Origin of the sequence: Enterobacter quasimori (genome assembly GCF_018597345.1) — a bacterium.
GTDB classification, from domain to species: Bacteria; Pseudomonadota; Gammaproteobacteria; order Enterobacterales; family Enterobacteriaceae; genus Enterobacter; species Enterobacter mori.
The window spans coordinates 1,572,204-1,598,788 of the sequence record NZ_JAHEVU010000001.1 but is presented as its reverse complement, the minus strand read 5'-3'; the positions used below and the strand labels follow the sequence as shown (position 1 = coordinate 1,598,788).

The 26,585-nt window shown below is 54.3% G+C and carries 24 protein-coding genes; 15 read left to right on the top strand and 9 right to left on the bottom strand.

Features of this window, described 5'->3' with window-relative positions:
- Window positions 1-3: 3 nt before the first annotated feature.
- From KK102_RS07670 to KK102_RS07645, 6 genes are all read right to left on the bottom strand, one after another.
- Window positions 4-330: a cytochrome o ubiquinol oxidase subunit IV gene (locus tag KK102_RS07670; protein WP_006809888.1), complete on the bottom strand. Its 327-nt coding sequence runs from the start codon at window positions 328-330 to the stop codon at window positions 4-6.
- Window positions 330-944, bottom strand: coding sequence for a cytochrome o ubiquinol oxidase subunit III (locus KK102_RS07665; protein WP_006176900.1), 615 nt, complete (start codon window positions 942-944; stop codon window positions 330-332). Before KK102_RS07665 ends, KK102_RS07670 begins: the two co-directional genes overlap by 1 nt.
- The gene (gene cyoB / locus KK102_RS07660) at window positions 934-2,925 is read right to left on the bottom strand and encodes a cytochrome o ubiquinol oxidase subunit I (RefSeq protein WP_109082406.1); all 1,992 of its coding nucleotides are present in this window, start codon (window positions 2,923-2,925) and stop codon (window positions 934-936) included. The genes KK102_RS07665 and cyoB overlap by 11 nt, the downstream gene beginning before the upstream one ends.
- A 16-nt stretch (window positions 2,926-2,941) precedes the next feature.
- Complete coding sequence (gene cyoA / locus KK102_RS07655) at window positions 2,942-3,889, bottom strand: cytochrome o ubiquinol oxidase subunit II (RefSeq protein WP_089600911.1); 948 nt, start codon at window positions 3,887-3,889, stop codon at window positions 2,942-2,944.
- A gap of 477 nt (window positions 3,890-4,366) precedes the next feature.
- A complete protein-coding gene (gene ampG / locus KK102_RS07650) occupies window positions 4,367-5,842 on the bottom strand; it encodes a muropeptide MFS transporter AmpG (RefSeq protein ID WP_126543954.1) in 1,476 nt (491 codons plus the stop codon).
- A 47-nt stretch (window positions 5,843-5,889) separates the two neighbouring features.
- Window positions 5,890-6,468: a lipoprotein gene (locus KK102_RS07645; RefSeq protein ID WP_010428101.1), complete on the bottom strand. Its 579-nt coding sequence runs from the start codon at window positions 6,466-6,468 to the stop codon at window positions 5,890-5,892.
- Between the two features lie 305 nt (window positions 6,469-6,773).
- Here KK102_RS07645 and bolA point away from each other — a divergent pair, with 305 nt between their 5' ends.
- The 11 genes from bolA (at window position 6,774) to KK102_RS07590 (ending at window position 17,851) form a co-directional block, all read left to right on the top strand.
- Window positions 6,774-7,091, top strand: a complete 318-nt coding sequence (gene bolA / locus KK102_RS07640; RefSeq protein WP_010428102.1) for a transcriptional regulator BolA — start codon at window positions 6,774-6,776, stop codon at window positions 7,089-7,091.
- 330 nt (window positions 7,092-7,421) lie between these two features.
- Entirely contained in the window at window positions 7,422-8,720 is a 1,299-nt protein-coding gene (gene tig / locus KK102_RS07635) for a trigger factor (protein WP_089599339.1), read from the top strand.
- 259 nt (window positions 8,721-8,979) lie between these two features.
- Entirely contained in the window at window positions 8,980-9,603 is a 624-nt protein-coding gene (gene clpP / locus KK102_RS07630) for an ATP-dependent Clp endopeptidase proteolytic subunit ClpP (protein WP_010428105.1), read from the top strand.
- Between the two features lie 126 nt (window positions 9,604-9,729).
- Window positions 9,730-11,004, top strand: coding sequence for an ATP-dependent protease ATP-binding subunit ClpX (gene clpX, locus KK102_RS07625; RefSeq protein ID WP_126543957.1), 1,275 nt, complete (start codon window positions 9,730-9,732; stop codon window positions 11,002-11,004).
- Between the two features lie 183 nt (window positions 11,005-11,187).
- Window positions 11,188-13,542 carry an endopeptidase La gene (lon, locus tag KK102_RS07620; RefSeq protein ID WP_126543958.1) on the top strand — a complete coding sequence of 785 codons (2,355 nt, stop codon included), beginning with the start codon at window positions 11,188-11,190 and terminating at the stop codon, window positions 13,540-13,542.
- Window positions 13,543-13,752: 210 nt separating this feature from the next.
- Entirely contained in the window at window positions 13,753-14,025 is a 273-nt protein-coding gene (gene hupB / locus KK102_RS07615; RefSeq protein WP_010428111.1) for a nucleoid-associated protein HU-beta, read from the top strand.
- Window positions 14,026-14,237: 212 nt separating this feature from the next.
- Window positions 14,238-16,109 carry a peptidylprolyl isomerase gene (gene ppiD / locus KK102_RS07610; protein ID WP_216357310.1) on the top strand — a complete coding sequence of 624 codons (1,872 nt, stop codon included), beginning with the start codon at window positions 14,238-14,240 and terminating at the stop codon, window positions 16,107-16,109.
- 148 nt (window positions 16,110-16,257) lie between these two features.
- Window positions 16,258-16,638 (top strand): helix-hairpin-helix domain-containing protein, encoded by a 381-nt coding sequence (locus tag KK102_RS07605; protein ID WP_216357309.1) that lies wholly within the window; start codon window positions 16,258-16,260, stop codon window positions 16,636-16,638.
- Window positions 16,639-16,737: 99 nt separating this feature from the next.
- Window positions 16,738-17,136 (top strand): YbgC/FadM family acyl-CoA thioesterase, encoded by a 399-nt coding sequence (locus KK102_RS07600; protein ID WP_025756175.1) that lies wholly within the window; start codon window positions 16,738-16,740, stop codon window positions 17,134-17,136.
- 48 nt (window positions 17,137-17,184) lie between these two features.
- Window positions 17,185-17,550 (top strand): type II toxin-antitoxin system RelE/ParE family toxin, encoded by a 366-nt coding sequence (locus tag KK102_RS07595; RefSeq protein WP_216357308.1) that lies wholly within the window; start codon window positions 17,185-17,187, stop codon window positions 17,548-17,550.
- Window positions 17,522-17,851 (top strand): addiction module antidote protein, encoded by a 330-nt coding sequence (locus KK102_RS07590; protein WP_126543962.1) that lies wholly within the window; start codon window positions 17,522-17,524, stop codon window positions 17,849-17,851. The genes KK102_RS07595 and KK102_RS07590 overlap by 29 nt, the downstream gene beginning before the upstream one ends.
- Window positions 17,852-17,853: 2 nt before the next feature.
- On the opposite strand, the gene queC is transcribed toward KK102_RS07590, so the two are convergent.
- On the bottom strand, window positions 17,854-18,549 hold the full coding sequence (gene queC, locus KK102_RS07585) for a 7-cyano-7-deazaguanine synthase QueC (RefSeq protein ID WP_089599334.1): 696 nt from the start codon (window positions 18,547-18,549) through the stop codon (window positions 17,854-17,856).
- 66 nt (window positions 18,550-18,615) lie between these two features.
- Window positions 18,616-20,316, bottom strand: a complete 1,701-nt coding sequence (locus KK102_RS07580; protein ID WP_216357307.1) for an SgrR family transcriptional regulator — start codon at window positions 20,314-20,316, stop codon at window positions 18,616-18,618.
- A gap of 101 nt (window positions 20,317-20,417) precedes the next feature.
- Here KK102_RS07580 and cof point away from each other — a divergent pair, with 101 nt between their 5' ends.
- Window positions 20,418-21,236: an HMP-PP phosphatase gene (cof, locus tag KK102_RS07575; protein ID WP_216357306.1), complete on the top strand. Its 819-nt coding sequence runs from the start codon at window positions 20,418-20,420 to the stop codon at window positions 21,234-21,236.
- A gap of 40 nt (window positions 21,237-21,276) precedes the next feature.
- On the opposite strand, the gene KK102_RS07570 is transcribed toward cof, so the two are convergent.
- Window positions 21,277-22,323 (bottom strand): PLP-dependent cysteine synthase family protein, encoded by a 1,047-nt coding sequence (locus KK102_RS07570; protein WP_216357305.1) that lies wholly within the window; start codon window positions 22,321-22,323, stop codon window positions 21,277-21,279.
- 115 nt (window positions 22,324-22,438) lie between these two features.
- Between KK102_RS07570 and KK102_RS07565 the strand changes: the two genes are divergently transcribed.
- Genes KK102_RS07565 through KK102_RS07555 form a run of 3 tightly spaced genes read left to right on the top strand, consistent with a single transcriptional unit; the run spans window position 22,439 to window position 26,456 of the window.
- A complete protein-coding gene (locus KK102_RS07565; RefSeq protein WP_010428130.1) occupies window positions 22,439-22,897 on the top strand; it encodes an Lrp/AsnC family transcriptional regulator in 459 nt (152 codons plus the stop codon).
- A gap of 30 nt (window positions 22,898-22,927) precedes the next feature.
- The gene (locus tag KK102_RS07560) at window positions 22,928-24,682 is read left to right on the top strand and encodes a SmdA family multidrug ABC transporter permease/ATP-binding protein (RefSeq protein ID WP_216357304.1); all 1,755 of its coding nucleotides are present in this window, start codon (window positions 22,928-22,930) and stop codon (window positions 24,680-24,682) included.
- Window positions 24,675-26,456: a SmdB family multidrug efflux ABC transporter permease/ATP-binding protein gene (locus tag KK102_RS07555; RefSeq protein ID WP_126543968.1), complete on the top strand. Its 1,782-nt coding sequence runs from the start codon at window positions 24,675-24,677 to the stop codon at window positions 26,454-26,456. The genes KK102_RS07560 and KK102_RS07555 overlap by 8 nt, the downstream gene beginning before the upstream one ends.
- Window positions 26,457-26,585: the final 129 nt, after the last annotated feature.

Here is a 26,585-nt window from a genome sequence, read left to right as displayed (position 1 = left end):
CTCTTAGTGAACCATCATGTTGTAGTTAAGGTTCCACATAATCCAGATGGAACCGACTACCAGGATAGCGATGATAATCACGGTAAAGATAAAGGCCGTCATATTCCAGCCTTCATCGGACTTGGTGTTCATGTGCAGGAAGCAAACCAGATGCACCAGAATCTGAATCACAGCGGTTACCAGGATTGCGCCCAGGATAACCGGCTTAGAAGCAGAACCGTTCATCACCATCCAGAACGGGATCACCGTCAGGATGATCGACAGGATGAAACCTGTCATGTAGGTTTTTACGCTACCGTGGGAAGCGCCATGATCGTTTGAATGACTCATTACATCGCCCCCATCAGATAGACAACAGAGAACACACAGATCCATACCACGTCCAGGAAGTGCCAGAACAGGCTCAGGCACATGATACGGGTACGGTTAGTGCTGGTCAGGCCGCGACGGGATACCTGGAACATCAGTACCGCCATCCAGATCAGACCAGAGGTGACGTGCAGACCGTGGGTACCGACCAGCGCGAAGAACGCTGACAGGAAGCCACTGCGATCCGGACCGAAACCTTCCATGATCAGGTGATGGAATTCATAGATTTCCATCCCGATAAATCCAGCACCAAACAACCAGGTCAACGCCAGCCAGGAGACAACCTGGCTCTTGTTGTTTTTGTACATGGCGATAGCCGCCATGCCGTAGGTGATGGAGCTGAATAACAGCAGTGCGGTTTCAACCAGAACGAACGGCAGTTCAAAGATGTCCTTACCGGTCGGGCCGCCCGCTGTGCCGTTCACCAGAACGGCATAGGTTGCGAACAGACAGCAGAACAGAATGCAGTCGCTCATCAGGTAGATCCAGAAACCGAAGACTTTCATCGGTCCTGTATCGTGGTGCGCATGTTCATGCGCGTGGGCAGTTGAGTGCGCCAGAGTATCAGTTGCCATTTTTCAGCCCCGCTTTAGAAATCTCGTCGAAATGCTGATTTTCCAGCTTTTCAACTTCACGGACTGGCACGTAGTAGTCCACGTCCTCGTCAAAGCTCTTCACAATCCAGCTGATTACGATGCCGGCGAAGCCAACAATCGCCATCCACCAGATGTGCCAGATCATTGCGAAACCAAATACCGTTGCGAATGCGGCAATTACGATGCCCGCGCCGCTGTTTTTCGGCATGTGGATCTCTTCGTAATGCGCAGGTTGCTTGTACGCTTCACCTTTTTCTTTCATTTCCCAGAATGCGTCGCGTTCATGGATCTGCGGCACAACGGCGAAGTTATAGAACGGTGGTGGAGAAGAGGTCGCCCACTCCAGCGTACGGCCACCCCATGGGTCACCGGTCAGGTCACGGTTCTGGTCGCGGTCGCGAATAGACACGTAGAACTGAATCAGCTGAGACGCGATACCACAGGCAATCAGCACTGCACCGCCCGCTGCAATCATCAGCATTGGGTGGAACTGTGGATCGATCTGCTGGCTCAGACGACGGGTCATACCCATGAAGCCCAGCACGTACAGCGGCATAAATGCTACGAAGAAGCCGATGATCCAGAACCAGAACGCGCGTTTACCCCATTTTTCGTTCAGCGTGAAGCCGAACGCTTTTGGCCACCAGTAGGTTACGCCAGCGAAGCAGCCGAAGACCACGCCACCGATGATAACGTTATGGAAGTGCGCAATCAGGAACAGACTGTTGTGCAGCACGAAGTCAGCACCCGGTACCGCCAGCAGTACGCCGGTCATCCCACCTACGGAGAAGGTCACGATGAAGCCGATGGTCCACAGCATCGCTGAGTGGAACACGATACGGCCCTGGTACATGGTGAACAGCCAGTTGAAGATCTTAACCCCGGTTGGGATGGCGATAATCATGGTCGTAATACCGAAGAAGGCGTTCACGTTTGCGCCCGCACCCATGGTGAAGAAGTGGTGCAGCCAGACGATGAACGACAGAACGGTAATACAGACGGTTGCCCACACCAGAGAGGTGTAACCAAACAGACGTTTACGCGAGAAGGTTGCCGCGATTTCGGAGAACACACCGAAGACCGGCAGAACCAGGATGTACACTTCCGGGTGACCCCAGGCCCAAATCAGGTTGATGTACATCATCATGTTGCCACCCATATCATTCGTGAAGAAATGGGTGCCCAGGTAGCGGTCCAGGGTCAGCAGCGCGATGGTGACGGTCAGAATTGGGAAGGACGCAATGATCAGGATGTTGGCGCACAGAGATGCCCAGGTAAATACCGGCATCTTGAACATGGTCATGCCAGGGGCACGCATCTTGATAATGGTCACGAAGAAGTTGATACCGGTCAGGGTCGTACCGACACCGGAGAGCTGAAGCGCCCAAATCCAGTAGTCGACGCCCACGCCCGGACTGTACTCAATTCCCGACAGCGGCGGGTACGCCAGCCAGCCGGTCTGAGCAAATTCGCCCACACCCAGTGACAGGTTAACCAGGATAACGCCGACAACCGTGAACCAGAAGCTCAGGTTGTTCAGGAACGGGAACGCAACGTCGCGCGCGCCGATTTGCAGCGGAACGACAACGTTCATCAGACCGATAACCAGCGGCATTGCCACGAAGAAGATCATGATAACGCCGTGGGCGGTAAAGATCTGATCGTAGTGGTGCGGCGGCAGGAAGCCGGCTTCGCCCGCCGAGGCGAGTGCCTGCTGGCTACGCATCATGATTGCATCCGCAAAGCCACGAATTAACATGACGATACCGACGATGCAGTACATGATGCCGAGTTTTTTGTGGTCAACCGAAGTCAGCCACTCATTCCACAGGTAGCTCCACTTACCGAAGTACGTGATCAAGCCCAGTAAGGCTGCGCCACCGATGATAATTGCAGCCACCGTAACCACGATAATGGGTTCGTGGTAGGGCACTGCATCCAGTGTCAATTTTCCGAACATTTTCTTCCTCGGCCCCTTAGTGAGCGGTTTCCGCGTGGCTCATGTCCATGCCTTCCATACCTTCGTGCGCGCTGTGCTCGCCTTCAGGCTGGGTCATGTCCATGCTCTTGCCGTGATCCATAAATTTGCCAATGACGTCTTTAAACAAATCAGGTTTCACGTTAGAGAAGTACTCCACCTTGTTGTATTCGCTAGGCGTAGCCACTTTTTCGAACGCCGCCATGTCAGACATGGTGTTAGTAGACTGCTTCGCTTTTTCAACCCACTGGTCGAAAGCGGCACGGTCTGGCGTTGCGATAGCTTTGAACTTCATACCTGAGAAGCCCGGGCCGCTATAGCTGGCAGAGATACCATCATAGGTGCCTGCTTCATTCGCGATCAGGTGCAGGTTAGTCTGCATACCGGCCATCGCGTAAATCTGGCTACCCAGACGTGGGATGAAGAAGGAGTTCATTACGGAGTTGGAGGTCACTTTGAACTGAACCGGAGTGTTCGCCGGGAAGGCGATTTCATTCACGGTAGCAATGCCCTGCTCTGGATAGATGAAGAACCATTTCCAGTCCATGGAGACCACTTCAATGGTAATAGGTTTCTCATCGTGAACCAGCGGTTTGCTTGGCTCAAGTGCGTGAGTGGTTTTCCAGGTCAGAACGGCAAGGAACAGGATGATCAGAATAGGTACCGTCCAGACCACAGCTTCCACTTTATTGGAGTGTGACCAGTTAGGGCTATACTTCGCATCTTTATTGCTCGCACGATACTTCCAGGCGAAACCAACTGCCATCAAAATGGCTGGAATAACCACAATCATCATCAGGCCAAATGCCGTCAGAATCAGTGAACGTTGTTCCAGTCCAATCTGTCCTTTGGGGTCTAGAAGTGCAGAATCGCAGCCACTGAGTAATACAGTGCCCGCGAATAATGACAACCATCCCAAACTTTTATTGTATTTCCCGAGTCTCATTTAACGACCTCAATTCCACGGAGTCTGGTGGCGTTTAAAGTGTGGGGGCATTTTACGGGAAGGTTACATTACTGTAAACATCATTAGGCCTGTGTCAGGAAGGTGTTACTGGGTTCTGCCGCACATGTCACAAGTGTTGCAAATTATGTCGCTTTTTAAGACATAAGCCGCATGGTGCGGGCTTTATAACGAAAGGACCCCCAAGCATACCCTAAAAGGGGCAATTGGTATAACCATTGTTGAAAATAAACAAAAAATTAACAATTAATTATCAATAAAAAGACAACTAAAAAACGAAAATTCAATGTTTCAAATGCTGAATCGTTTAATGAGAAAATAGAGTTTGGAATTGACTCCAATAATTTCCAGAAGCTATCCCGCACAAAACAACAAATATTTTTTTCGCGACTGGCGGTTATTCCACCGTTATAATTTCACTTCGTGATTACAACGGGAAATAACCTTTCGTTTTTTTCTTCAGCTCATCTGCGTTTTGCGTAATGCCAGAAAATCGAGAAGTCCGCCGATCAGGATCCCGGCGATGGCGAGCAGGGCACCCACGTCCAGCAGGAGCGTTTCGAGCGGGAGCGTCAGAGAGGTGATTGCATTAAGGATGAGTACGACAAGCCACAATCCCAGCGTAAGGCATCCCACCGTTAACAACCGTAAGGCAAAACGGTAGGCGCGGTGATACTCGGTACGCGGTATAAAGCGTTCAGTACGCTGGGTATATTCCAGCGTCTGGCGACACACCAGCAGCAATAAAATCCCCGGCACTGCGGCAACCACCGAGAAGAGATAAAATGCCGGCCAGCCGTGGGCTTCAACGAACCAGCCTGCAATAGGGCCGACGTATACGCGGCCCACGGCGGAAAGTGCTGAAAGCAGGGCAAACTGCGTGGCGGAAAATGATTTATTGCACAGGGTCATCAGCAGGGCGACAAAGGCTGCCGTTCCCATTCCGCCGCAAAGGTTTTCAAAGAACACGGCCGCCGCCATGCTGATCGTATGTTTATCGGAAATCGACAGCAGCCAGTAGCCCGCGTTCGACGCCCCTTGCAGGATGCCGAAGATCAGCAGGGCGCGGAACAGCGTCAGCCGCTGCATCAACACGCCGCCGTACAAGGCGCCGACGATGGTGGCAAACAGTCCCAGCGTTTTATTCACCACGCCAACTTCACCGGCATCAAAGCCCACGCCGCGGATCAGGAAGGTGGTGGTCAGGCTCATGGCAAAGGCATCGCCGAGCTTATACAGGACTATCAGCAGCAGAATCAGCCAGGCGTTGTTGCGGCCAAAGAAATCACGCAATGGTTCCGCGACAGCCTGCTCCAGCGAGCGTGGAACCGGGATCACATCGCTCGGTTCAGGCGCGAACAGGGTGGCAATTATGCAGGGGATCAGCAGTGCGGCCATCAGCCAGTACATGCCCTGCCAGCCGAGATAGCGGTCAGCAAGCCACAGTGCGAGTCCACCGGAAACCAGCATGCCCAGTCGATAGCCCAGCACGCTGATGGCGGCACCCGCACCACGCTCTTCTGCAGGCAACACGTCCGTTTTCCAGGCATCGAACACGATATCCTGCGACGCGGAACAGAAGGCAATCACCACCGCAAGCGCCGCCATCCAGCGCAATTGCGTGGAGGGGTCGAGGAAGCCCATGGCGGCAATGGCCAGCAGTAACAGCACCTGCGTCATGACCAGCCAGCCGCGACGCCGCCCGAGGAACGGCGGCGTATAACGGTCCATCACCGGCGACCAGAGGAACTTAAAGACGTAAGCCTGGCCGACAAGCGAGAAGAAGCCGATGGTTTTGAGATCGATATCCTCGACGGTCATCCACGCCTGTAAAGTGCCGGAGGTGAGCGCGAGGGGTAAACCGGAGGCGAAACCAAGGATCAGCAGAACGGCTGATTTCGGTTGCTGGAAAATGCGTAAGTAGTGACTGGACATGTTTTTATTGAAACTGACCCGGCTAAGCGCCGGGTCAGTGCGCAGAATTAACGAGCGTTCTGCTTGATGAAGTCATGAATGCTGGTGTCCTGCGCCATATCGGCAATGGTATCAGTCAGCACGCTGTTTACCGCGTTAGCAATATTCTGGTTGGATGCCTGGAATGCACCTTCAACAGAGTAGCTGGCGCGGTAATTTTTGGTCATCTTGTTGCCGTTTTTCGCGGTAGCAATGATGGCGATATCCGCTTTGGTTGCGATGTTGTAGCGTACGTTACCCTGGGAAACGTCAGCGTACAGGTTGTTCACAATGATCTGCAGATCAACCGCGCCGCTTGGCCCAATCATATAACCGCGAGAGGTCATCTGCTTCTCAAGCACTTCCTGCAGCAGGAAGCGCAGGTCGCGGGAGGCGGTCAGCGTAACCTGCTGGTTATCGCGGGTCACTTTTGCCAACGCCTGGTCCTGACGCTGATCGGCACCGTTAATGCTCACGGTCACACCCATCAGGCTTGGATCCTGCTGAGGCAGGGTAATTTTTGGTGACACATCAATAGTTGTTGGCGGGGTTGCGCAGCCTGCCAGCATAAAAAGTGCTACCAACGGAAAGAAGAGTTTTTTTAACATTTTCAGGTTCTCAACGAATCGTAAGCATATAAAGAGAAAAATTGCCGCCATCATAACATCGCTAACGGCGAGGGGAAGTGGTCAACGCATGTAAATTCATCGCCTTGTCCGAAAACTGACCAGTTCACCGTTTTTCTCAATCCGTGTATGACAAAACGTATGAGCCTCACAGTGAACTTCATTCGTTTGAATGAGAAAATCAGACGAAAGCTAAATATTTGTTGTCAACGTGTAATGGAAACGGTAAAAGCGGCTAACATTTAAAGGGATGGGTGACATCCTGGCGTTGTCGGAGGAGTAATTTCATGATGATACGTGAGCAGATAGAAGATAAATTAAGGGCAGCTTTTAACCCTGTGTTTCTCGAAGTTGTCGACGAAAGCTATCGTCATAACGTACCGGCGGGTTCTGAAAGCCACTTTAAAGTGGTTCTGGTCAGCGATCGTTTCCTGGGAGAGCGTTTCCTGAACCGACATCGCCTGATCTACAGCACCCTGACGGAAGAACTCTCCACAACCGTACACGCGCTGGCGCTGCATACCTACACCATTAAGGAATGGGAAGGCCTGCAGGATACGGTATTCGCGTCACCGCCTTGTCGCGGTGCAGGCACCATAGCCTGATAAATCGGATTTGCAACGGCTGGAGCTTTTCCAGTATGTTGCTTGCAGATTTCCTCAAAACGGCCTCCGGGCCGTTTTGTTTTGTCTGAGTTTTGAGCGGATGGTGCGATTTTAAGGCTAAAAATAGCCTTAAAGTGTGAAAAAAGCCGCAGCAACATGCCCCAACCGTTCTCGACTCACCTAAGTGATGCCGCTATAATGCCGCGTCTTATTGAATGTCTTCGGGATGATTCTGGCGACAGGGAATGTGAATCTGCACTAAGAGAGCATCCCGGTAAAACAGACAGATTCAGAGTTGACCGAGCACTGTGATTTTTTTGAGGTAACAAGATGCAAGTTTCAGTTGAAACCACTCAAGGCCTTGGCCGCCGTGTAACGATTACTATCGCTGCTGACAGCATCGAAACTGCTGTGAAAAGCGAGCTGGTCAACGTAGCAAAAAAAGTACGTATTGACGGCTTCCGCAAGGGCAAAGTACCAATGAATGTTGTTGCTCAGCGTTATGGCGCTTCCGTGCGTCAGGATGTGCTGGGTGAACTGATGAGCCGTAACTTTATTGATGCGATCATCAAAGAAAAAATCAATCCGGCCGGCGCGCCGAACTACGTTCCAGGCGAATACAAACTGGGCGAAGACTTCACCTACTCCGTAGAGTTCGAAGTGTACCCAGAAGTTGAGCTGAAAGGTCTGGAGTCTATCGAAGTTGAGAAACCTGTTGTTTCCGTGACTGACGAAGACGTTGACGGCATGCTGGACACCCTGCGCAAGCAGCAGGCGAACTGGAAAGAGAAAGAAGGCGCTGTTGACGCTGAAGACCGCGTTACCATCGACTTCACCGGTTCTGTAGACGGCGAAGAGTTCGAAGGCGGCAAAGCGTCTGACTTCGTACTGGCAATGGGTCAGGGTCGTATGATCCCAGGCTTCGAAGACGGTATCAAAGGCCACAAGGCTGGCGAAGAGTTCACTATCGACGTGACCTTCCCGGAAGAATACCACGCTGAAAACCTGAAAGGTAAAGCAGCGAAGTTCGTCATCAACCTGAAGAAAGTGGAAGAGCGCGAACTGCCAGAACTGACGGAAGAATTCATCAAGCGTTTCGGCGTGGAAGATGGTTCTGTTGCTGGCCTGCGTACCGAAGTGCGTAAGAACATGGAGCGCGAGCTGAACGGCGCTGTGCGTAACCGTGTGAAATCTCAGGCGATTGACGGTCTGGTGAAAGCGAACGACATCGACGTTCCTGCTGCCCTGATCGACAGCGAAATCGACGTACTGCGCCGTCAGGCTGCACAGCGTTTCGGTGGCAACCAGCAGCAAGCGATGGAACTGCCACGCGAGCTGTTCGAAGAGCAGGCGAAACGCCGCGTTGTTGTTGGCCTGCTGCTGGGCGAAGTGATTCGTACCCACGAGCTGAAAGCTGACGAAGAGCGTGTGAAAGGCCTGATCGAAGAGATGGCTTCTGCATACGAAGATCCATCAGAAGTGATCGAGTTCTACGGTAAGAACAAAGAGCTGATGGACAACATGCGCAACGTCGCACTGGAAGAGCAGGCTGTTGAAGCGGTACTGGCGAAAGCTAAAGTGTCCGAAAAAGCGACCTCTTTCAACGAACTGATGAACCAGCAGGCGTAATTTCGCCCCAACGGTTTAAAGTTTGAACAAAAACCCGTTGCCTTTTGGCGACGGGTTTTTTTTATCACACCAATAGCCCAGGAAGAGTGCTAAAACGCCCTTTCAGTGTTAGCGTAACAACAAAAGGTTGTTATGCTTGAAATAGGGCAATGTGAACCCCATAAGTATGGAATCACGATGAATGAGACTGGCTGATAATCCGTCCATAAGGTTACAATCAGTACAGCAGGTGTTTTCAATTTAGATCCAGGAGACGGAAATGTCATACAGTGGCGAACGAGATAACTTTGCACCCCATATGGCTCTGGTGCCAATGGTTATTGAACAGACCTCACGTGGTGAGCGTTCTTTTGATATCTATTCCCGTCTGCTCAAGGAACGCGTTATCTTTCTGACCGGCCAGGTGGAAGACCACATGGCTAACCTGATCGTGGCGCAGATGCTGTTTCTGGAAGCGGAAAACCCGGAAAAAGACATTTACCTGTACATTAACTCCCCTGGTGGCGTGATTACCGCAGGTATGTCCATTTATGACACCATGCAATTCATCAAGCCTGATGTAAGCACTATCTGTATGGGTCAGGCTGCATCTATGGGCGCGTTCCTGTTAACTGCAGGGGCGAAGGGTAAGCGTTTCTGCCTGCCTAATTCCCGCGTGATGATTCACCAGCCGCTGGGTGGTTACCAGGGCCAGGCGACGGATATCGAAATCCACGCCCGAGAAATTCTGAAAGTTAAAGCGCGCATGAATGAACTTATGGCGCAGCATACGGGTCAACCCCTCGAGCAGATCGAGCGCGATACCGAGCGCGATCGCTTCCTCTCTGCCCCAGAGGCAGTTGAGTACGGCTTAGTCGACTCCGTGTTAACCCATCGTAATTGATGCCCGCGACGCGAGTGTGCCGCTATACTAAAGTAGGGCGGCACGCTGCTTTAAGCAGCTTGCGTCTGAGATTGGCATTTGCGTCGTCATGTGCGGCACAAAGAACTTAAAAAGAGGTTTGGACTCATGACAGATAAACGCAAAGATGGTTCGGGCAAACTGCTGTACTGCTCTTTTTGCGGCAAAAGCCAGCATGAAGTGCGTAAACTGATTGCCGGGCCGTCCGTGTATATCTGCGATGAATGTGTCGATTTATGTAACGACATCATTCGCGAAGAGATTAAAGAAGTTGCGCCACACCGTGAGCGTAGCGCGTTGCCAACGCCGCATGAAATTCGTCATCACCTTGACGACTACGTCATCGGCCAGGAGCAGGCCAAGAAAGTGCTGGCAGTGGCGGTATACAACCACTACAAACGTCTGCGTAACGGCGATACCAGTAACGGCGTGGAACTGGGCAAAAGTAACATTCTGCTGATTGGCCCAACCGGCTCCGGTAAAACGCTGCTGGCCGAAACGCTGGCGCGCCTGCTGGATGTTCCGTTCACCATGGCGGATGCCACCACCCTGACCGAAGCCGGCTATGTGGGTGAAGACGTTGAAAACATCATCCAGAAACTGCTGCAGAAGTGCGACTACGACGTACAGAAAGCGCAGCGCGGGATTGTCTACATCGATGAGATTGACAAGATCTCCCGTAAGTCTGACAACCCGTCCATCACCCGTGACGTGTCGGGCGAAGGCGTGCAGCAGGCGCTGTTGAAACTGATCGAAGGTACGGTTGCCGCTGTTCCTCCGCAGGGCGGTCGTAAACATCCGCAGCAGGAGTTCCTGCAGGTTGATACCTCCAAAATCCTGTTTATTTGCGGCGGTGCGTTTGCCGGCCTCGATAAAGTGATCTCTCACCGTGTTGAAACCGGCTCCGGCATTGGTTTTGGCGCAACGGTGAAATCGACGGCCGAAAAACCAAACGAAGGTGAGCTGCTGTCACAGGTTGAGCCGGAAGATCTGATCAAATTTGGTCTGATCCCTGAGTTCATTGGTCGTCTGCCGGTTGTGGCGACGCTGAATGAACTGAGCGAAGACGCGCTGATCCAAATCCTGAAAGAGCCGAAAAACGCGCTGACCAAGCAGTATCAGGCGCTGTTTAATCTGGAAGGCGTTGAGCTGGAATTCCGTGACGAAGCGCTGGACGCGATCGCCAAGAAAGCAATGGTCCGTAAAACCGGCGCGCGTGGCCTGCGTTCTATCGTTGAAGCGGCACTGCTCGACACCATGTACGATCTGCCGTCCATGGAAGATGTCGAAAAAGTGGTTATCGACGAGTCCGTCATCGGCGGGCAGACCAAGCCGCTGCTGATTTACGGCAAACCGGAAGCTCAGCAGGCATCTGGCGAATAATTCACCAAATCATACAAGCAGTTATTCAAAAAGGGGGGATTTTATCTCCCCTTTACTTTTTCCGTATTCATGGCGTTGAATGTGTGGGAAACATCCCCATATACTGGTTACATGTTAATGGTTGTGTGAAGCACAGTGACATAACCAGTTTACCTGGCGGACACTAAACTAAGAGAGAGCTCTATGAATCCTGAGCGTTCTGAACGCATTGAAATCCCCGTATTGCCGTTGCGCGATGTGGTGGTTTATCCGCACATGGTCATACCCTTATTTGTAGGGCGGGAAAAATCTATCCGTTGCCTCGAAGCCGCCATGGATCATGATAAAAAAATCATGCTGGTGGCGCAGAAAGAAGCATCAACGGATGAGCCGGGTGTAAACGATCTTTTCACCGTCGGGACCGTGGCCTCTATTTTGCAGATGCTGAAGCTGCCTGACGGCACCGTGAAGGTGCTGGTAGAAGGCCTGCAGCGTGCGCGTATTACCACTCTGTCAGACGACGGCGAACACTTCTCTGCCAAGGCAGAGTACCTTGATTCGCCTGAGCTTGATGAGCGCGAGCAGGAAGTGCTGGTGCGCACCGCGATTAGCCAGTTTGAAGGCTATATCAAGCTGAACAAGAAAATCCCACCAGAAGTGCTGACGTCGCTGAACAGCATCGACGATCCTGCGCGTCTGGCGGACACCATCGCTGCCCATATGCCGCTGAAGCTGGCTGACAAACAGTCCGTGCTGGAAATGTCCGACGTTAATGAACGTCTTGAATACCTGATGGCGATGATGGAATCTGAAATCGATCTGCTGCAGGTTGAGAAGCGCATTCGCAACCGCGTGAAAAAGCAGATGGAGAAATCTCAGCGTGAGTACTATCTGAATGAGCAAATGAAGGCCATTCAGAAAGAGCTGGGCGAGATGGACGACGCGCCGGACGAAAACGAAGCGCTGAAGCGTAAGATCGACGCGGCGAAGATGCCGAAAGAGGCAAAAGAGAAAGCGGAAGCCGAGCTGCAGAAGCTGAAAATGATGTCTCCCATGTCGGCTGAAGCGACCGTCGTGCGCGGCTACATTGAGTGGATGGTGCAGGTTCCGTGGAACGCCCGCAGCAAGGTCAAAAAAGATCTGCGTCAGGCGCAGGAGATCCTGGATACCGACCACTACGGCCTGGAGCGCGTGAAAGACCGCATTCTTGAGTACCTCGCGGTACAAAGCCGTGTGAATAAAATCAAAGGCCCAATCCTGTGTCTGGTAGGGCCGCCAGGGGTGGGTAAAACCTCTCTGGGTCAGTCCATCGCCAAAGCGACCGGACGTAAGTATATCCGTATGGCGCTGGGTGGCGTACGCGATGAAGCGGAAATCCGCGGCCACCGCCGTACCTACATCGGCTCTATGCCGGGTAAGCTGATCCAGAAGATGGCGAAAGTGGGCGTTAAAAACCCGCTGTTCCTGCTCGATGAGATCGACAAAATGTCGTCAGACATGCGTGGCGATCCGGCATCTGCACTGCTGGAAGTGCTCGATCCAGAACAGAACGTGGCGTTCAGCGATCACTACCTGGAGGTGGACTACGACCTGAGCGATGTGATGTTCGTGGCGACGTCCAACTCCATGAACATTCCGGCCCCGCTGCTGGACCGTATGGAAGTGATCCGTCTCTCCGGCTATACCGAAGACGAGAAGCTGAATATTGCGAAACAGCACCTGCTGCCGAAGCAGATTGAGCGTAACGCGCTGAAAGCCAACGAGCTGACCGTTGAGGACAGCGCGATTGTTGGCATCATTCGCTACTACACCCGTGAAGCGGGCGTGCGTAGCCTTGAGCGTGAAATCTCTAAACTGTGCCGTAAGGCGGTGAAACAGCTGCTGCTGGATAAGAGCCTGAAGCACATCGTGATTAACGGCGACAATCTGCACGCCTACCTGGGTGTACAGCGCTTTGATTACGGTCGCGCAGACAACGAAAATCGCGTTGGTCAGGTGACCGGTCTGGCATGGACGGAAGTGGGTGGCGATCTGCTGACCATCGAAACCGCCTGCGTGCCGGGTAAAGGCAAGCTGACCTACACAGGCTCGCTGGGTGAAGTGATGCAGGAGTCCATTCAGGCTGCATTGACCGTGGTGCGCGCGCGCGCGGAAAAACTGGGTATTAACCCGGATTTCTACGAAAAACGCGACATCCACGTGCACGTACCGGAAGGGGCGACGCCGAAAGATGGCCCAAGCGCGGGTATTGCTATGTGTACCGCGCTGGTCTCCTGCCTGACGGGCAACCCGGTGCGTGCCGACGTGGCGATGACCGGGGAAATTACCCTTCGCGGTCAGGTACTGCCAATCGGTGGACTGAAAGAAAAACTGCTGGCGGCACATCGTGGTGGGATCAAAACCGTATTGATTCCTTACGAAAATAAACGCGATCTGGAAGAGATTCCGGACAACGTGATTGCCGATCTGCAGATCCATCCGGTGAAACGCATTGAGGAAGTTCTTAGTCTCGCACTGCAGAATGAACCCTCAGGAATGCAGGTTGTAACCGCAAAATAGTGACCTCGCGCAAAGAGCGTCAATAAAAACAAGGCTGGTAAGTCATTTCGCACTTGCCAGCCTTTTTTTGTATAGCTAATTTAGATTGCTGATTAGGTCAGCCATCAACAACGGGTGTTGTAAGGTCATGGCAGGCCTGATATAACTGCTGCGCGGTCGCGCTGTGAAGGATTCAGGCGCGATATAAATTATAAAGAGAGGAAGAGAACAGTGAATAAATCTCAACTGATTGACAAAATTGCTGCTGGTGCTGATATTTCTAAAGCTGCAGCTGGACGTGCGTTAGATGCATTAATTGCTTCTGTTACTGAATCTCTGCAGTCTGGGGACGACGTTGCGCTGGTAGGCTTCGGTACTTTTGCTGTTAAAGAGCGTGCTGCCCGTACTGGCCGCAACCCTCAAACCGGTAAAGAGATCACCATTGCTGCCGCTAAAGTGCCGGGTTTCCGTGCAGGTAAAGCGCTGAAAGACGCAGTAAACTGATTGCTTTCCCGCTTCAGGGAAGCCGAAAAGTACAAGGGCGCATCATTTGATGTGCCTTTTTTGTTTGTCCAGACCTGATTTGTGCGAGTTTATGCGAGTTGTGGGCTGACAATCGCCCCGTTTTCTTGTCACAATACGCCTTTACGCGCGACGGTAAGGATTTTCCGTCAGCGTCAGGTAACCAGTCACCTACAGCGGAGTGTTGTTACACCATGATGGACAGCTTACGCACGGCTGCTAACAGTCTCGTGCTCAAGATTATTTTCGGTATCATTATCGTGTCGTTCATTTTGACCGGCGTGAGCAGTTACCTTATCGGCGGTGGCGCGAACTATGCCGCAAAAGTGAACGGCCAGGAGATCAGCCGTGGGCAGTTCGAGAACGCTTTCGCCGGTGAACGCAACCGTATGCAGCAACAGCTGGGCGATCAATTCTCTGAACTGGCAGCGAACGAAGGCTACATGAAAACCCTGCGTCAACAGACGCTTAATCGCCTTATCGATGAAGCGTTGCTGGACCAGTATGCGAAAGGGCTGGGTCTGGGCATTAGCGATGAGCAGGTTAAAAAAGCCATCTTCTCAACTCCGGCATTCCAGTCTAACGGCAAGTTCGACAACGCCCGTTATAACAGCATCGTAAACCAGATGGGCATGACTGCCGATCAGTACGCGCAGGCGCTGCGTAACCAGCTGACCACTCAGCAGCTCATCAATGCCGTTGTCGGCACCGATTTCATGCTCAAAGGTGAAACCGACGAACTGGCTGCGCTGGTGGCTCAGCAGCGTGTCGTGCGTGAAGCGACAATCGATGTGAATGCACTGGCGGCAAAGCAGCAGGTGAGCGACGCAGAAGTTAACGCTTACTACGAGCAGAACAAGAACACTTTCGTTGCGCCTGAGCAGTTCCGCGTGAGCTACATCAAGCTGGATGCGGCTGCGCTGCAGGAAACCGCGTCTGACGCGGAAATCCAGTCTTACTACGATCAGCATCAGGATCAGTTCACTCAGCCGCAGCGTAACCGCTACAGCGTGATCCAAACCAAGACCGAGGCAGACGCCAAAGCCGTGCTGGACGAGCTGAACAAAGGCGCTGATTTCGCGGCCGTCGCGAAAGCAAAATCCACCGACATTATCTCTGCGAAAAACGGCGGTGATATGGGCTGGCTGGAAGACGCGACCACGCCGGACGAGCTGAAAAATGCCGGTCTGAAAGAGAAAGGCCAGCTGTCAGGTGTCGTTAAATCTTCCGTTGGTTACCTGGTCGTTCGTCTGGACGACATTACCGCGGCGAAAACCAAGCCGCTGGCTGACGTTCGCGATGATATCGCGGCGAAAGTGAAACAGGAAAAAGCGCTGGATGCCTATTACGCACTGCAGCAGAAAGTGAGCGATGCGGCGAGCAACGACAACGAATCTCTGGCGGGTGCTGAGCAGGCGGCGGGTGTGAAGGCGGTTGAGACGGGCTGGTTTGGACGCGACAACCTGCCGGAAGAGCTGAACTTCAAGCCGGTTTCTGACGCCATCTTCAACGGTGGGCTGGTAGGCGAGAACGGCACGCCGGGAAGCAACTCTGACATCATTACCGTTGACGGTGACCGCGCATTCGTTCTGCGCGTCAGCGAGCACAAGCCAGAAGCGGTCAAACCGCTGGCGGAAGTGAAGGATCAGGTTGTTGCGCAGGTTAAGCACAACAAAGCTGAGCAGCAGGCAAAACTGGATGCTGAGAAGATCCTGGTTGACCTGAAAGCAGGTAAAGAGGACGCGCTGAAAGCCGCTGGCCTGAGCTTCGGTGAGGCGAAAACGCTGAGCCGTACCGGTCAGGACCCAATCAGCCAGGCCGCGTTTGGTCTGACGCTGCCAGCGAAGGATAAACCAAGCTTTGGCACCACGACCGATATGCAGGGTAACGTCGTTCTGCTGGCGCTGGATGAAGTGAAAGCGGGCACGCTGCCAGACGCGCAGAAGAAAGCGATGGTTCAGGGGATCACCCAGAACAACGCCCAGATTGCTTTCGAAGCTATGATGAGCAACCTGCGTAAAGACGCCAAAATTAAGCTGGGCGACATCATCACTCAGCAGCAATAATTACGTATCTGCTCGCAGATTTTCGTAACGCTCTGCAATAACTAAAGGCCGCTTTCGCGGCCTTTTCCATTTCTGCAATCTGCTGTTTGTGCCGGTTTTTCCCGACGGCTATCGTGACGTGGCTGTCAACAAACAAGGAGATAACAGCATGAAACGTGGAATCAAAGCACTGTTAATTACGCTGGCTATTGCCACCACCGGGATGAGCGCGGGCGCGCTGGCGGCGACGCCCGCCGCCAAACCACAGGCTACGCAGAGCAAGTCCGATGCGACAGCGCCGGTGCAAGGGCAAACCAAAGCGGCTGACGCTGGTAAAAATACCGATGATGACGGTACGCGGGTCAGCATCAATTCGGCCTCTGCGGAAGATCTCGCCCGCGTCATGAACGGCGTCGGCCTGAAAAAAGCGCAGGCTATCGTCAGCTACCGCGAAGAGTACGGTCCTTTCAAAACGGTCGACGATCTCAAACAGGTACCGGGCATGGGCAGCGCGCTGGTTGAGCGCAACCTCTCACACCTGACGTTGTAATTACGCAATTTCTTGCACTGCGGCCAAATTTTGCCAGGATAAAGAGGTCATACCAGTTATGACCTCTCATCCTACAATAACAGTAAAGGCTATTGCGCTATGCAGACAAAAATCAAAGTACGCGGTTTCCATCTCGACGTTTACCAGCACGTGAACAACGCCCGCTATCTTGAGTTTCTTGAAGAGGCGCGCTGGGACGGGCTGGAAAACAGCGAAAGCTTTCAGTGGCTGACCGCGCATAACATCGCGTTCGTGGTCGTCAATATCAACATTAACTACCGCCGTCCGGCCGTGCTGGGGGATGTGCTGACCGTCACCAGTCAGGTTCAGCAGCTAAACGGTAAAAGCGGCGTGTTAAGCCAGGTGGTGACGCTCGATCCTGAAGGGCAGGTGGTGGCTGATGCGCTGATCACCTTTGTCTGTATCGATCTGAAAACGCAAAAGGCGCTGCCGCTGGAAGGAGAGTTGCGCGAAAAGCTGGAGCTGATGATCGCGTAGAAAATTTGTCTTTTATAAAAGACAAAAGGATTTTTCAGGGATAGAATAATGGACAGGGACTACGTTGTTGCACGCTACCGGACCCGTGACGGGAAGGTGCCGTTTGAGGAGTGGGTAGCGAAGATGAAGCGAAAGGATCCGGAGTTAGCGTTTCGGATCCTTCTGAGAATTGACCGTGCTGAGAAAGGGAATTTCGGCGATTACCGATATCTCAGAGAGGGGATCTGGGAACTGAAAATTGATTGTGGTCCCGGCTATCGAATCTATTTTGCGGTACAACATCGGAAGATCCTGTTGTTGCTGATCGGCGGTGACAAAAAGAGTCAAAAGACTGATGTGAAACTGGCAATAGATTACTGGAAAGAACATCAAAAGGATAAACCGGATGAGCAAGAGCCAACGAAAATTATCTAGTTCCGTCAGCCACGATGAAGCCGTCGTAAAAATGCTTCGCGAAAACCCTTCTTACGCTCAGCTATATCTGCAGGTTGCATTGGATGAGATTTATGAAGACCAGGGGATCCCAGCATACCTAATCGCGTTAAGACGTGTTATCGAATCCCGCGGCGGCATAGGTGAAATCGCTGCCAAAGCAGGTCTGTCCCGTCAGCAGCTATACCGAACCCTGTCAGACAACGGCAACCCAACGCTGACAACGCTGATGAAGGTCACCCGTGCTGCCGGTGTGAAACTGTTCGACAGCACGGTCAAGTAGCCCTATTTAAGCCCGGTTTTTTTCTGCATCGCGGTCATCACGCCGACTTTATCGGCAAGATAATGGTTCAGCCCATTCGCACGCAGATTACAGGCTGCGCACTGGCCACAACCGTCGCCTTTGATGCCGTTATAGCAGGTGAGCGTCTCGCTGCGAACGAGGTCCAGCTTGCCCCAGTAGTCTGCCAGCGCCCAGGTTTCGGCCTTATCCAGCCACATGAGCGGGGTTTCAAAGCGTGTCTCTTTTGCCATGCCCAGATTGACGGCGTGGTTGAGCGCTTTCACGAACTCATCGCGACAGTCCGGATAACCGGAGAAGTCGGTCTCGCACACGCCCGTGATCACCGCTTCGGCTTGCACCTGATAGGCGTAGATTGCGGTCAGCGTCAGGAACAGAATATTGCGGCCCGGCACAAAGGTATTAGGAATACCGCTGGCATCGGGTTCGTAGTCAGGTACCGGGATACTGTCCCGGGTGAGGCTACTGACGGCCAGTTCATTTAACAGCGTAACGTCCAGCACCTTGTGCGCGCGTGCGCCCAGTTTCAGAGCCAGTTCACGGGCCACGTCGATTTCGGCGCGGTGACGCTGACCATAATCGAAAGTCACACAGTGAACCTCATCGTACTGATGAAGAGCCTGAACCAGGCAGGTAGTGGAATCTTGTCCTCCGCTGAACACGACGACGGCACGTTTCATAAATCATCTCGACAGTTACGGTAAAAACAGTATGTTACCGCCTGACTTCAGCGCCGACCAGCTTCTTCACGATTTGGGGGCGGGAAGCCAGGCTTCGGTGAAATCAAACCAGCCGCGGGTATTAAGCCGGATACCGTTAACGCCCGGTGGGGCGCTGATTTGATACTGGTAGTTAAATAGCGGGGTAATGACCGCATTTTCCATAAGCTGACTAAAAATGGCTTTCAGGCCAGCATGCCGCGCCTGCTCGCCGGCCTGGCTCTGAACCGCATCCAGCGTGGCTTGTAGATGAGCAAACTGCGGTGCGCTTAACAGGTGCGGCCAAAGCGCATCACAGCGTAGCCACTGCTCAAGCGTATACTCTGGCGCTTCCCCAATCAGCCTGTCGCCCATCATGATATCCGCCTCTGCCAGTTGCTGGCATCCGTCCCATGTTTTGGCATCGTGAAAAATGACCCTAAGCTCACAGCCTTGTTGTGCAAGGTACTGTTTCAGCTGGTTTGCCATGGTGTGGAGTTCAACCGGCAGATGATAAATCAGCGTTAATGTTTCAGGCAGACGAACGTTCGTTAAATCAGGCCACTGGGGTATACCCCAGCCGGGCAGGAGTTCTTCCGTTGGCGTGATCAGCCCTTCATTCAACGGCAGCGTGTGCAGCAGCGTTGAGAGATGGATGATATTGATCAGCCGTCGTGCCTGCATTTGGTTCAGGCGTGGGCTGTGCTTCAGCGTGAGATAGCAAAACCCCAGGCTGGTGCTGCTGCTCACCAGCCGCAGGTTTTCCAGTTCATCAAGCTCGCCAATGGCGATTTGTACCGGATGACGACAGCTGGTGCCAAGCCCGTAGTCAAACAGCGTCGGCGTGATCCAGTATTCAATCGCTTTTAGCAGCGGGTGGCTAAGATGGTACTGCTCGTGGCTTTCCAGACGAACCAATTCAGCATCGAACACGCTCAGTTTGAAAGGGCCGCTGCCCGTCATGGGCTGGTCGGGATGGACGAGACGACTGCAGTATGTCGCCAGGCGGTGCGCAAGCCAATGATCCGGCTGATGCAGGGTAAATGTCAGACACTGGGGGTGGGTGACGTCAATGCGTAATACGCTCTGAAACAGCTTACGCAGGGCTGGCAGCGCCAGCAGCGCCGTCAGGCTTCGCTGAAGCTGTGCCGTATCGATTTTATCGCCGTTATGCCAGTGCAGGGTGGAACGGATGTAAAAGTGCCAGCGCAGGCCGTCCGCCGAGACCTCCCAGTGGTGCGCCAGATCCCCCGTTGGTTCGCTGCTGCTGCCGTGAAAGCGCGTCAGCCCGGAGAAAACGTGCCCGGCCAGATGCTGCTCCGCCCGGCCGGGGAGGAAACCGGGATGAAGGGGATCCAGCGAGCGGTAGTAGGGGATACGCAGCGTCGGCGTATCGTTTTGCCAGTGGCCACCCAGAAATGGATGCAACAGCGCACGTAAATCCTCAGGCGCAAGCTGTGCCAGCTCGAGGACGTTATGCTGCTGCCCGCTCTTCAGCGCCTCCTCCATCATCGCATTGCGCAGTGACTCCGGCGTGACATGGAACGTAAGCTCACCCCGCTTACCGCGGCCAGACTGCGCGCGCCAGCTCAGCCACCCCGACTCCTGAGCCTGACGCAGCAGCGTTCGGACATGCCGCTCGCTACAAAAACAGCGGGCGGCCAGTTCGCTGATGGTGACCTGTTGCGTTGCCCCCTCGGAAGGTTGCCACAGCCGCTGGTACTGATTAAGGCGATTGAGCTGGCGCATAATAAACCCGGAACAATAATTATCATCTATTCACTATTACTTCCGTATATCTCACACGATACTGATACACAAGTTAATCGCATCACATTTCAGGAGTAATCATGGCCAGGCTCGCTGCATTTGATATGGACGGCACGCTGTTAATGCCGGATCACCGTCTGGGGGAGAAAACCTTGAGTACCCTGAAGCGCCTGCGCGAGCGTGATGTCACCCTGACGTTTGCCACCGGCCGTCATGTGCTGGAAATGCGCCATTTGCTGGGCGCGTTTTCCCTCGACGCCTTTCTGATCACCGGCAACGGGACGCGAATTCACTCCGTAGAAGGCGATGTGCTGCACCGACAGGATCTCAACCCGGAAGTGGCGGATATCGTGTTGCACAGTACGTGGGACACGCAGGCCAGCATCCACGTTTTTAACGATGGGGGCTGGTTTACCGGCAGCGAAATCCCGGAATTATTGCACGCGCACGTTTACAGCGGCTTTAAATACCAGCTTATCGATCTGCGTCGGATCCCCGCCCATGCGGTAACGAAGATCTGTTTCTGCGGCGATCATGACGATCTCTGTCGCTTACGGATTCAGCTGAATGAGGCGCTGGGCGACCGGGCGCACCTGACCTTCTCGGCGGTGGATTGCCTGGAAGTGCTGCCGGTAGGCTGTAACAAAGGTTCAGCCCTGGCGGTTCTGAGCGACCACCTGGGCTTAACGTTGCAGGATTGTATGGCGTTTGGCGACGCCATGAACGACCGCGAGATGTTGGGCAGCGTCGGTCGCGGTCTGATTATGGGGAATGCGATGGCGCAGCTAAAAGCGGAACTTCCCCATCTGCCGGTTATCGGACACTGCGGCAATGAAGCGGTGTCCCATTTTTTGACGCATTGGCTGGACAACAACAACCTCCCGTATTCCCCCGAATAGTGAGACCCTTCCAGCAAGCCAGACTTCGGTCTGGCTTTTTTTATTTCACCAGCTCTGCAATCCGCGCTTTCCACGGGGCGATATCGCCGATGTTGGCCTGCACCCACTCCGCGTTGTAATAGGTTTCAAGGTAACGTTCGCCGCTGTCGCAGAGCAGCGTGACGATGGAACCGGTGCGGCTCTCTTCGCGCATGCGCGCGGCAAGCTGCAGTGCGCCCCACATATTTGTGCCCGTGGAGGCACCCACCTTGCGCCCCAGCTGCGTCTCCAGCCAGTGCGCCGTTGCCACGCTTGCGGCATCCGGCACGCGCATCATCTCATCCACGACGTCGGGGATGAAAGAGGGCTCCACGCGCGGACGACCAATCCCTTCTATTTTACTCCCCACCGGGCTTCGCAGCTCGGCGTTACGGTTTTGCCAGTAGTCGAGGAACACGGAGTTCTGGGGGTCAACCACCATCAGCTGGGTATCGTAGCCCTGACAGCGGATGTAGCGGCCGATAGTGGCAGACGTGCCGCCCGTACCGGCGCTCATTACAATGTACGACGGAACCGGGTGCGGCTCGTGGGTCATCTGGCGGAAAATACTGTCGGCAATGTTGTTATTGCCGCGCCAGTCGGTGGCTCGCTCGGCGAAGGTGAACTGGTCCATATAGTGGCCGTTCAGCTCGCGCGCCAGCATTTCAGAGGCGGCGTAGATTTCGCAGGCGCTTTCCACAAAGTGGCAGCGTCCGCCGTAAAATTCGATCTGTTCGATTTTGCGTTTTGCAGTGCAGGACGGCATCACGGCAATAAACGGCAGGCCCAGCAGGCGGGCGAAATAGGCTTCGGACACCGCTGTGGAACCGGACGAGGATTCAATAATCGTCGTGCCTTCTTTAATCCAGCCGTTACATAAACCGTATAAGAACAGGGAACGTGCCAGACGATGCTTCAGGCTACCGGTAGGATGAGTGCTTTCGTCTTTCAGATAGAGCTGAATGCCGTCAAATCCCGGCAGAGAAAGGCGGATCAGGTGCGTATCCGCCGAGCGCTGATAGTCGGCATTGATTTCGCTGATCGCATGTTTAACCCAGGTGCTATTCATCGTCGTTATCCGTTTGTCATTTTGTGCCTAGCATAGCGAAAAGCACAGAAAAAATTGTTGCTATCTGGCCTTTAAAATAGAATGTAAGGAGAAAAATTTTCTCTGCGAGGTGGGTATGCTAGATAAAATTGACCGGAAGCTGCTTTCATTGTTGCAAACGGACTGCACCCTCTCTTTGCAGGCGTTAGCAGATGCCGTTAATCTGACCACCACACCGTGCTGGAAACGCCTCAAGAAGCTGGAAGATGACGGCGTGCTGCTGGGTCGCGTGGCGTTATTAGATCCCGAAAAACTGGGGCTTGGACTCACGGCCTTTGTCCTGATAAAAACGCAGCACCACAGCAGCGAATGGTATTGCCGCTTTGTCACTCAGGTGTCTGAGATGCCCGAGGTGCTGGGCTTCTGGCGTATGGCGGGAGAATACGATTACCTGATGCGCGTCCAGGTGGCCGACATGAAGCGCTATGATGATTTCTACAAGCGGCTGGTCAACAGCGTGCCGGGCTTGTCGGACGTCACCTCAAGCTTCGCGATGGAACAGATAAAATACACCACAGCATTACCCATTGAATAACTTCGAAAAATATCTTCAGGAACAAACCGCGTGCGATTATTTGCCCAATTAAGCTGGTACTTTCGTCGGGAGTGGCAACGCTACTTCGGCGCGGTATGCCTGCTTATTATCATTGCCATCCTGCAGCTGATCCCGCCGAAAGTGGTGGGGTACGTCGTGGATGGCGTCACCGAACAGCATTACACCACCGCACGGGTGTTGATGTGGGTCGGCACGCTGGTGCTGACCGCTGTGATTGTATACCTGCTGCGCTACGTCTGGCGCGTGCTCTTATTCGGTGCGTCCTATCAGCTGGCCGTTGAGCTGCGTGAAGATTTTTACCGCCAGCTGAGCCGCCAGCATCCTGAATTTTATCTGCGCCACCGGACCGGTGACCTCATTGCCCGCGCCACCAACGACGTGGATCGCGTGGTCTTTGCCGCCGGGGAAGGGGTGCTGACGCTGGTGGATTCACTGGTCATGGGCTGCGCGGTGTTGATCGTGATGTCGACCCAGATTAGCTGGCAACTGACCCTGCTGGCGCTGCTGCCAATGCCGCTGATGGCGCTGGCGATCAACCGCTACGGTGAAAAGCTCCACGAGCGTTTCAGGCTGGCGCAGGCGGCGTTTTCATCGCTCAACGATCGCACCCAGGAGAGTATGACCAGCATCCGCATGATCAAAGCCTTCGGCCTGGAAGACCGGCAGTCCGCGCTGTTTGCCGCCGATGCGGCGGATACCGGCGCGAAAAACATGCGCGTGGCGCGTATTGACGCCCGGTTTGACCCGACGATCTATATCGCCATCGGCATGGCGAATATGCTGGCGATCGGCGGCGGGAGTTGGATGGTGGTGCAGGGTTCCATGACCCTCGGTCAGTTGACCAGCTTTGCCATGTATTTGGGGCTGATGATCTGGCCGATGCTGGCGCTGGCGTGGATGTTTAACATCGTTGAGCGCGGCAGCGCTGCGTACAGCCGTATTCGCGCGATGCTGGCGGAAGCGCCGGTGGTGAAGGACGGCAGCGAAGCCGTGCCCGATGGGCGCGGTACCCTGAAAGCCGATATTCAGTCGTTTAGCTATCCGCAGACGACGCATCCGGTGCTCGAAAACGTGAACTTCACGCTGCAGCCCGGACAGATGCTGGGAATTTGCGGCCCAACGGGAGCTGGAAAAAGCACCGTTCTCTCTCTGCTGCAGCGCCACTTTGACGTGACGCAGGGCGATATTCGTTTTCATGACATTCCCTTGTCGAACCTGCTGCTGGATGGCTGGCGTAGCCGCCTGGCGGTGGTGAGCCAGACGCCGTTTTTATTCTCCGATACCATCGCGAACAATATCGCCCTCGGTCATCCTTCGGCAACACAGGACGAGATTGAACATGTGGCGCGCTTAGCCAGCGTCCATGAGGATATTTTGCGTCTGCCGCAGGGCTATGAAACGGAAGTCGGCGAGCGCGGGGTGATGCTCTCCGGCGGGCAAAAGCAGCGTATTTCGATCGCGCGTGCGCTGCTGCTGAATGCCGAAATCCTGATCCTGGACGATGCGCTTTCCGCCGTTGATGGCCGCACTGAACATCAGATCCTGCACAACCTTCGCCAGTGGGGAGAAGGACGCACGGTGATCATCAGCGCCCACCGCCTGTCGGCGCTGACGGAAGCCAGTGAAATTCTGGTGTTGCAGCACGGGCATATCGCCCAGCGCGGGCAGCACGAGCAGCTGGCGGAACAGCCGGGCTGGTATCGCGATATGTATCGATATCAGCAGCTGGAAGCGGCGCTGGATGAGGAGGCGACCCATGCGTAAGCTTGGAACAATGTGGCCGACGCTCAAACGCCTTCTGGCCTACGGTTCGCCATGGCGTAAACCGCTTTCGGTTGCCGTGCTTCTGCTGTGGATTGCGGCGATTGCCGAAGTCAGCGGCCCCCTGCTGATCAGCTATTTTATCGACAATATGGTGGCGAAAAGCTATCTGCCGTGGGGGCTGGTCGCAGGCTTAGGCGTGGCATACGTTGGGCTACAGTTAACGGCGGCAGGGCTGCACTATGCCCAGTCGCTGCTCTTTAACCGGGCAGCCGTGGGCGTGGTGCAGCAGCTGCGTACGGATGTCATGGATGCCGCGCTGCGCCAGCCGCTGAGCGAGTTTGACACCCAGCCGGTCGGGCAGGTGATTTCGCGCGTGACCAACGATACTGAAGTGATCCGCGATCTCTACGTCACCGTAGTGGCGACCGTGTTGCGCAGCGCAGCGCTGATCGGTGCGATGCTGGTCGCCATGTTCAGCCTCGACTGGCGCATGGCGCTGGTGGCGATCACTATCTTCCCGGCGGTGCTGATCGTGATGGTGATCTACCAGCGCTACAGCACGCCGATTGTTCGCCGGGTGCGCGCTTATCTGGCCGACATCAATGATGGCTTCAACGAAGTGATCAACGGCATGAGCGTCATCCAGCAGTTCCGCCAGCAGGCGCGCTTTGGCGAACGAATGGGCGAAGCCAGCCGTTCGCACTATATGGCGCGTATGCAGACGTTACGCCTGGACGGCTTCCTGCTGCGTCCATTGCTTAGCCTGTTCTCGGCGCTGGTCCTCTGTGGCCTGCTGATGCTGTTTGGGCTGACAACGCGTGGAACCATTGAGGTTGGGGTGCTCTATGCCTTCATCAGCTATCTGGGGCGTCTTAACGAACCCCTGATTGAGCTCACTACCCAGCAATCGATGCTGCAACAGGCGGTGGTCGCCGGTGAACGCGTGTTCGAGCTGATGGACAGACCGCGTCAGACCTATGGCGATGATGAACGTCCTCTGCAAAGCGGTTCGATTGCCTTTGATAAGGTCTCGTTTGCCTATCGCGATGACCAGCTTGTCTTACAGGACATCAATCTTGAGGTACCGTCGCGCGGCTTCGTGGCGCTGGTGGGACATACCGGCAGCGGTAAGAGTACGCTCGCCAGTCTGTTAATGGGCTACTACCCGTTAACGCAAGGTGAGATCCGCCTCGATGGACGCCCGCTGGCATCACTCAGCCACAATGTGCTGCGTAAGGGCGTCGCTATGGTGCAACAGGACCCGGTCGTACTGGCCGATACCTTCTACGCTAACGTCACGCTGGGTCGGCCTTTTACCGAGGAACAGGTCTGGCAGGTGCTGGAGCAAGTGCAGCTGGCCGATCTGGCGCGCGGGTTCAGTGAGGGTATCAATACGAAACTTGGCGAGCAGGGGAATAACCTCTCCGTAGGGCAGAAACAGCTGCTGGCCCTCGCGCGCGTGCTGATTGAAACGCCGCAGGTGCTGATTCTCGATGAGGCGACGGCCAGCATTGACTCCGGTACCGAGCAGGCCATCCAGCAGGCGCTGGCCGCTGTCCGGGATCACACCACGCTGGTGGTCATCGCGCATCGCCTCTCAACCATTGTCGATGCCGATACCATCCTGGTGCTGCATCGTGGACAGGCCGTTGAGCGAGGTACCCACAGACAACTGCTGGAGGAGAAAGGACGCTACTGGCAGATGTACCAGCTGCAGCTGGCAGGTGAAGAGCTGGCAGCCAGCGCGCGCGAAGAAGAGTCGCTGAGCGCCTGATGCACCAAAAACAGGCAAGCTGCTAACAGTCATTCCTGTTGGTGCAAAACTGAAACGCACCCTGCACTGCCATGGTGCGTTTTTTTTCACCCGTTCGGTATTGAACCCCATTCCTGGCTCATCGCCCGC

Coding starts and splice junctions, on each gene's coding strand:
- cyoB (WP_109082406.1), bottom strand. CDS start 2,925: ATGTTCGGAAAATTGACACTGGATGCAGTGCCCTACCACGAACCCATT.
- KK102_RS07555 (WP_126543968.1), top strand. CDS start 24,675: ATGCGTAAGCTTGGAACAATGTGGCCGACGCTCAAACGCCTTCTGGCC.
- KK102_RS07605 (WP_216357309.1), top strand. CDS start 16,258: ATGAAACGTGGAATCAAAGCACTGTTAATTACGCTGGCTATTGCCACC.
- clpP (WP_010428105.1), top strand. CDS start 8,980: ATGTCATACAGTGGCGAACGAGATAACTTTGCACCCCATATGGCTCTG.
- cyoA (WP_089600911.1), bottom strand. CDS start 3,889: ATGAGACTCGGGAAATACAATAAAAGTTTGGGATGGTTGTCATTATTC.
- clpX (WP_126543957.1), top strand. CDS start 9,730: ATGACAGATAAACGCAAAGATGGTTCGGGCAAACTGCTGTACTGCTCT.
- tig (WP_089599339.1), top strand. CDS start 7,422: ATGCAAGTTTCAGTTGAAACCACTCAAGGCCTTGGCCGCCGTGTAACG.
- KK102_RS07665 (WP_006176900.1), bottom strand. CDS start 944: ATGGCAACTGATACTCTGGCGCACTCAACTGCCCACGCGCATGAACAT.
- KK102_RS07565 (WP_010428130.1), top strand. CDS start 22,439: ATGCTAGATAAAATTGACCGGAAGCTGCTTTCATTGTTGCAAACGGAC.
- bolA (WP_010428102.1), top strand. CDS start 6,774: ATGATGATACGTGAGCAGATAGAAGATAAATTAAGGGCAGCTTTTAAC.
- KK102_RS07600 (WP_025756175.1), top strand. CDS start 16,738: ATGCAGACAAAAATCAAAGTACGCGGTTTCCATCTCGACGTTTACCAG.
- ampG (WP_126543954.1), bottom strand. CDS start 5,842: ATGTCCAGTCACTACTTACGCATTTTCCAGCAACCGAAATCAGCCGTT.
- queC (WP_089599334.1), bottom strand. CDS start 18,549: ATGAAACGTGCCGTCGTCGTGTTCAGCGGAGGACAAGATTCCACTACC.
- KK102_RS07580 (WP_216357307.1), bottom strand. CDS start 20,316: ATGCGCCAGCTCAATCGCCTTAATCAGTACCAGCGGCTGTGGCAACCT.
- KK102_RS07595 (WP_216357308.1), top strand. CDS start 17,185: ATGGACAGGGACTACGTTGTTGCACGCTACCGGACCCGTGACGGGAAG.
- lon (WP_126543958.1), top strand. CDS start 11,188: ATGAATCCTGAGCGTTCTGAACGCATTGAAATCCCCGTATTGCCGTTG.
- KK102_RS07570 (WP_216357305.1), bottom strand. CDS start 22,323: ATGAATAGCACCTGGGTTAAACATGCGATCAGCGAAATCAATGCCGAC.
- KK102_RS07590 (WP_126543962.1), top strand. CDS start 17,522: ATGAGCAAGAGCCAACGAAAATTATCTAGTTCCGTCAGCCACGATGAA.
- KK102_RS07670 (WP_006809888.1), bottom strand. CDS start 330: ATGAGTCATTCAAACGATCATGGCGCTTCCCACGGTAGCGTAAAAACC.
- ppiD (WP_216357310.1), top strand. CDS start 14,238: ATGATGGACAGCTTACGCACGGCTGCTAACAGTCTCGTGCTCAAGATT.
- KK102_RS07645 (WP_010428101.1), bottom strand. CDS start 6,468: ATGTTAAAAAAACTCTTCTTTCCGTTGGTAGCACTTTTTATGCTGGCA.
- cof (WP_216357306.1), top strand. CDS start 20,418: ATGGCCAGGCTCGCTGCATTTGATATGGACGGCACGCTGTTAATGCCG.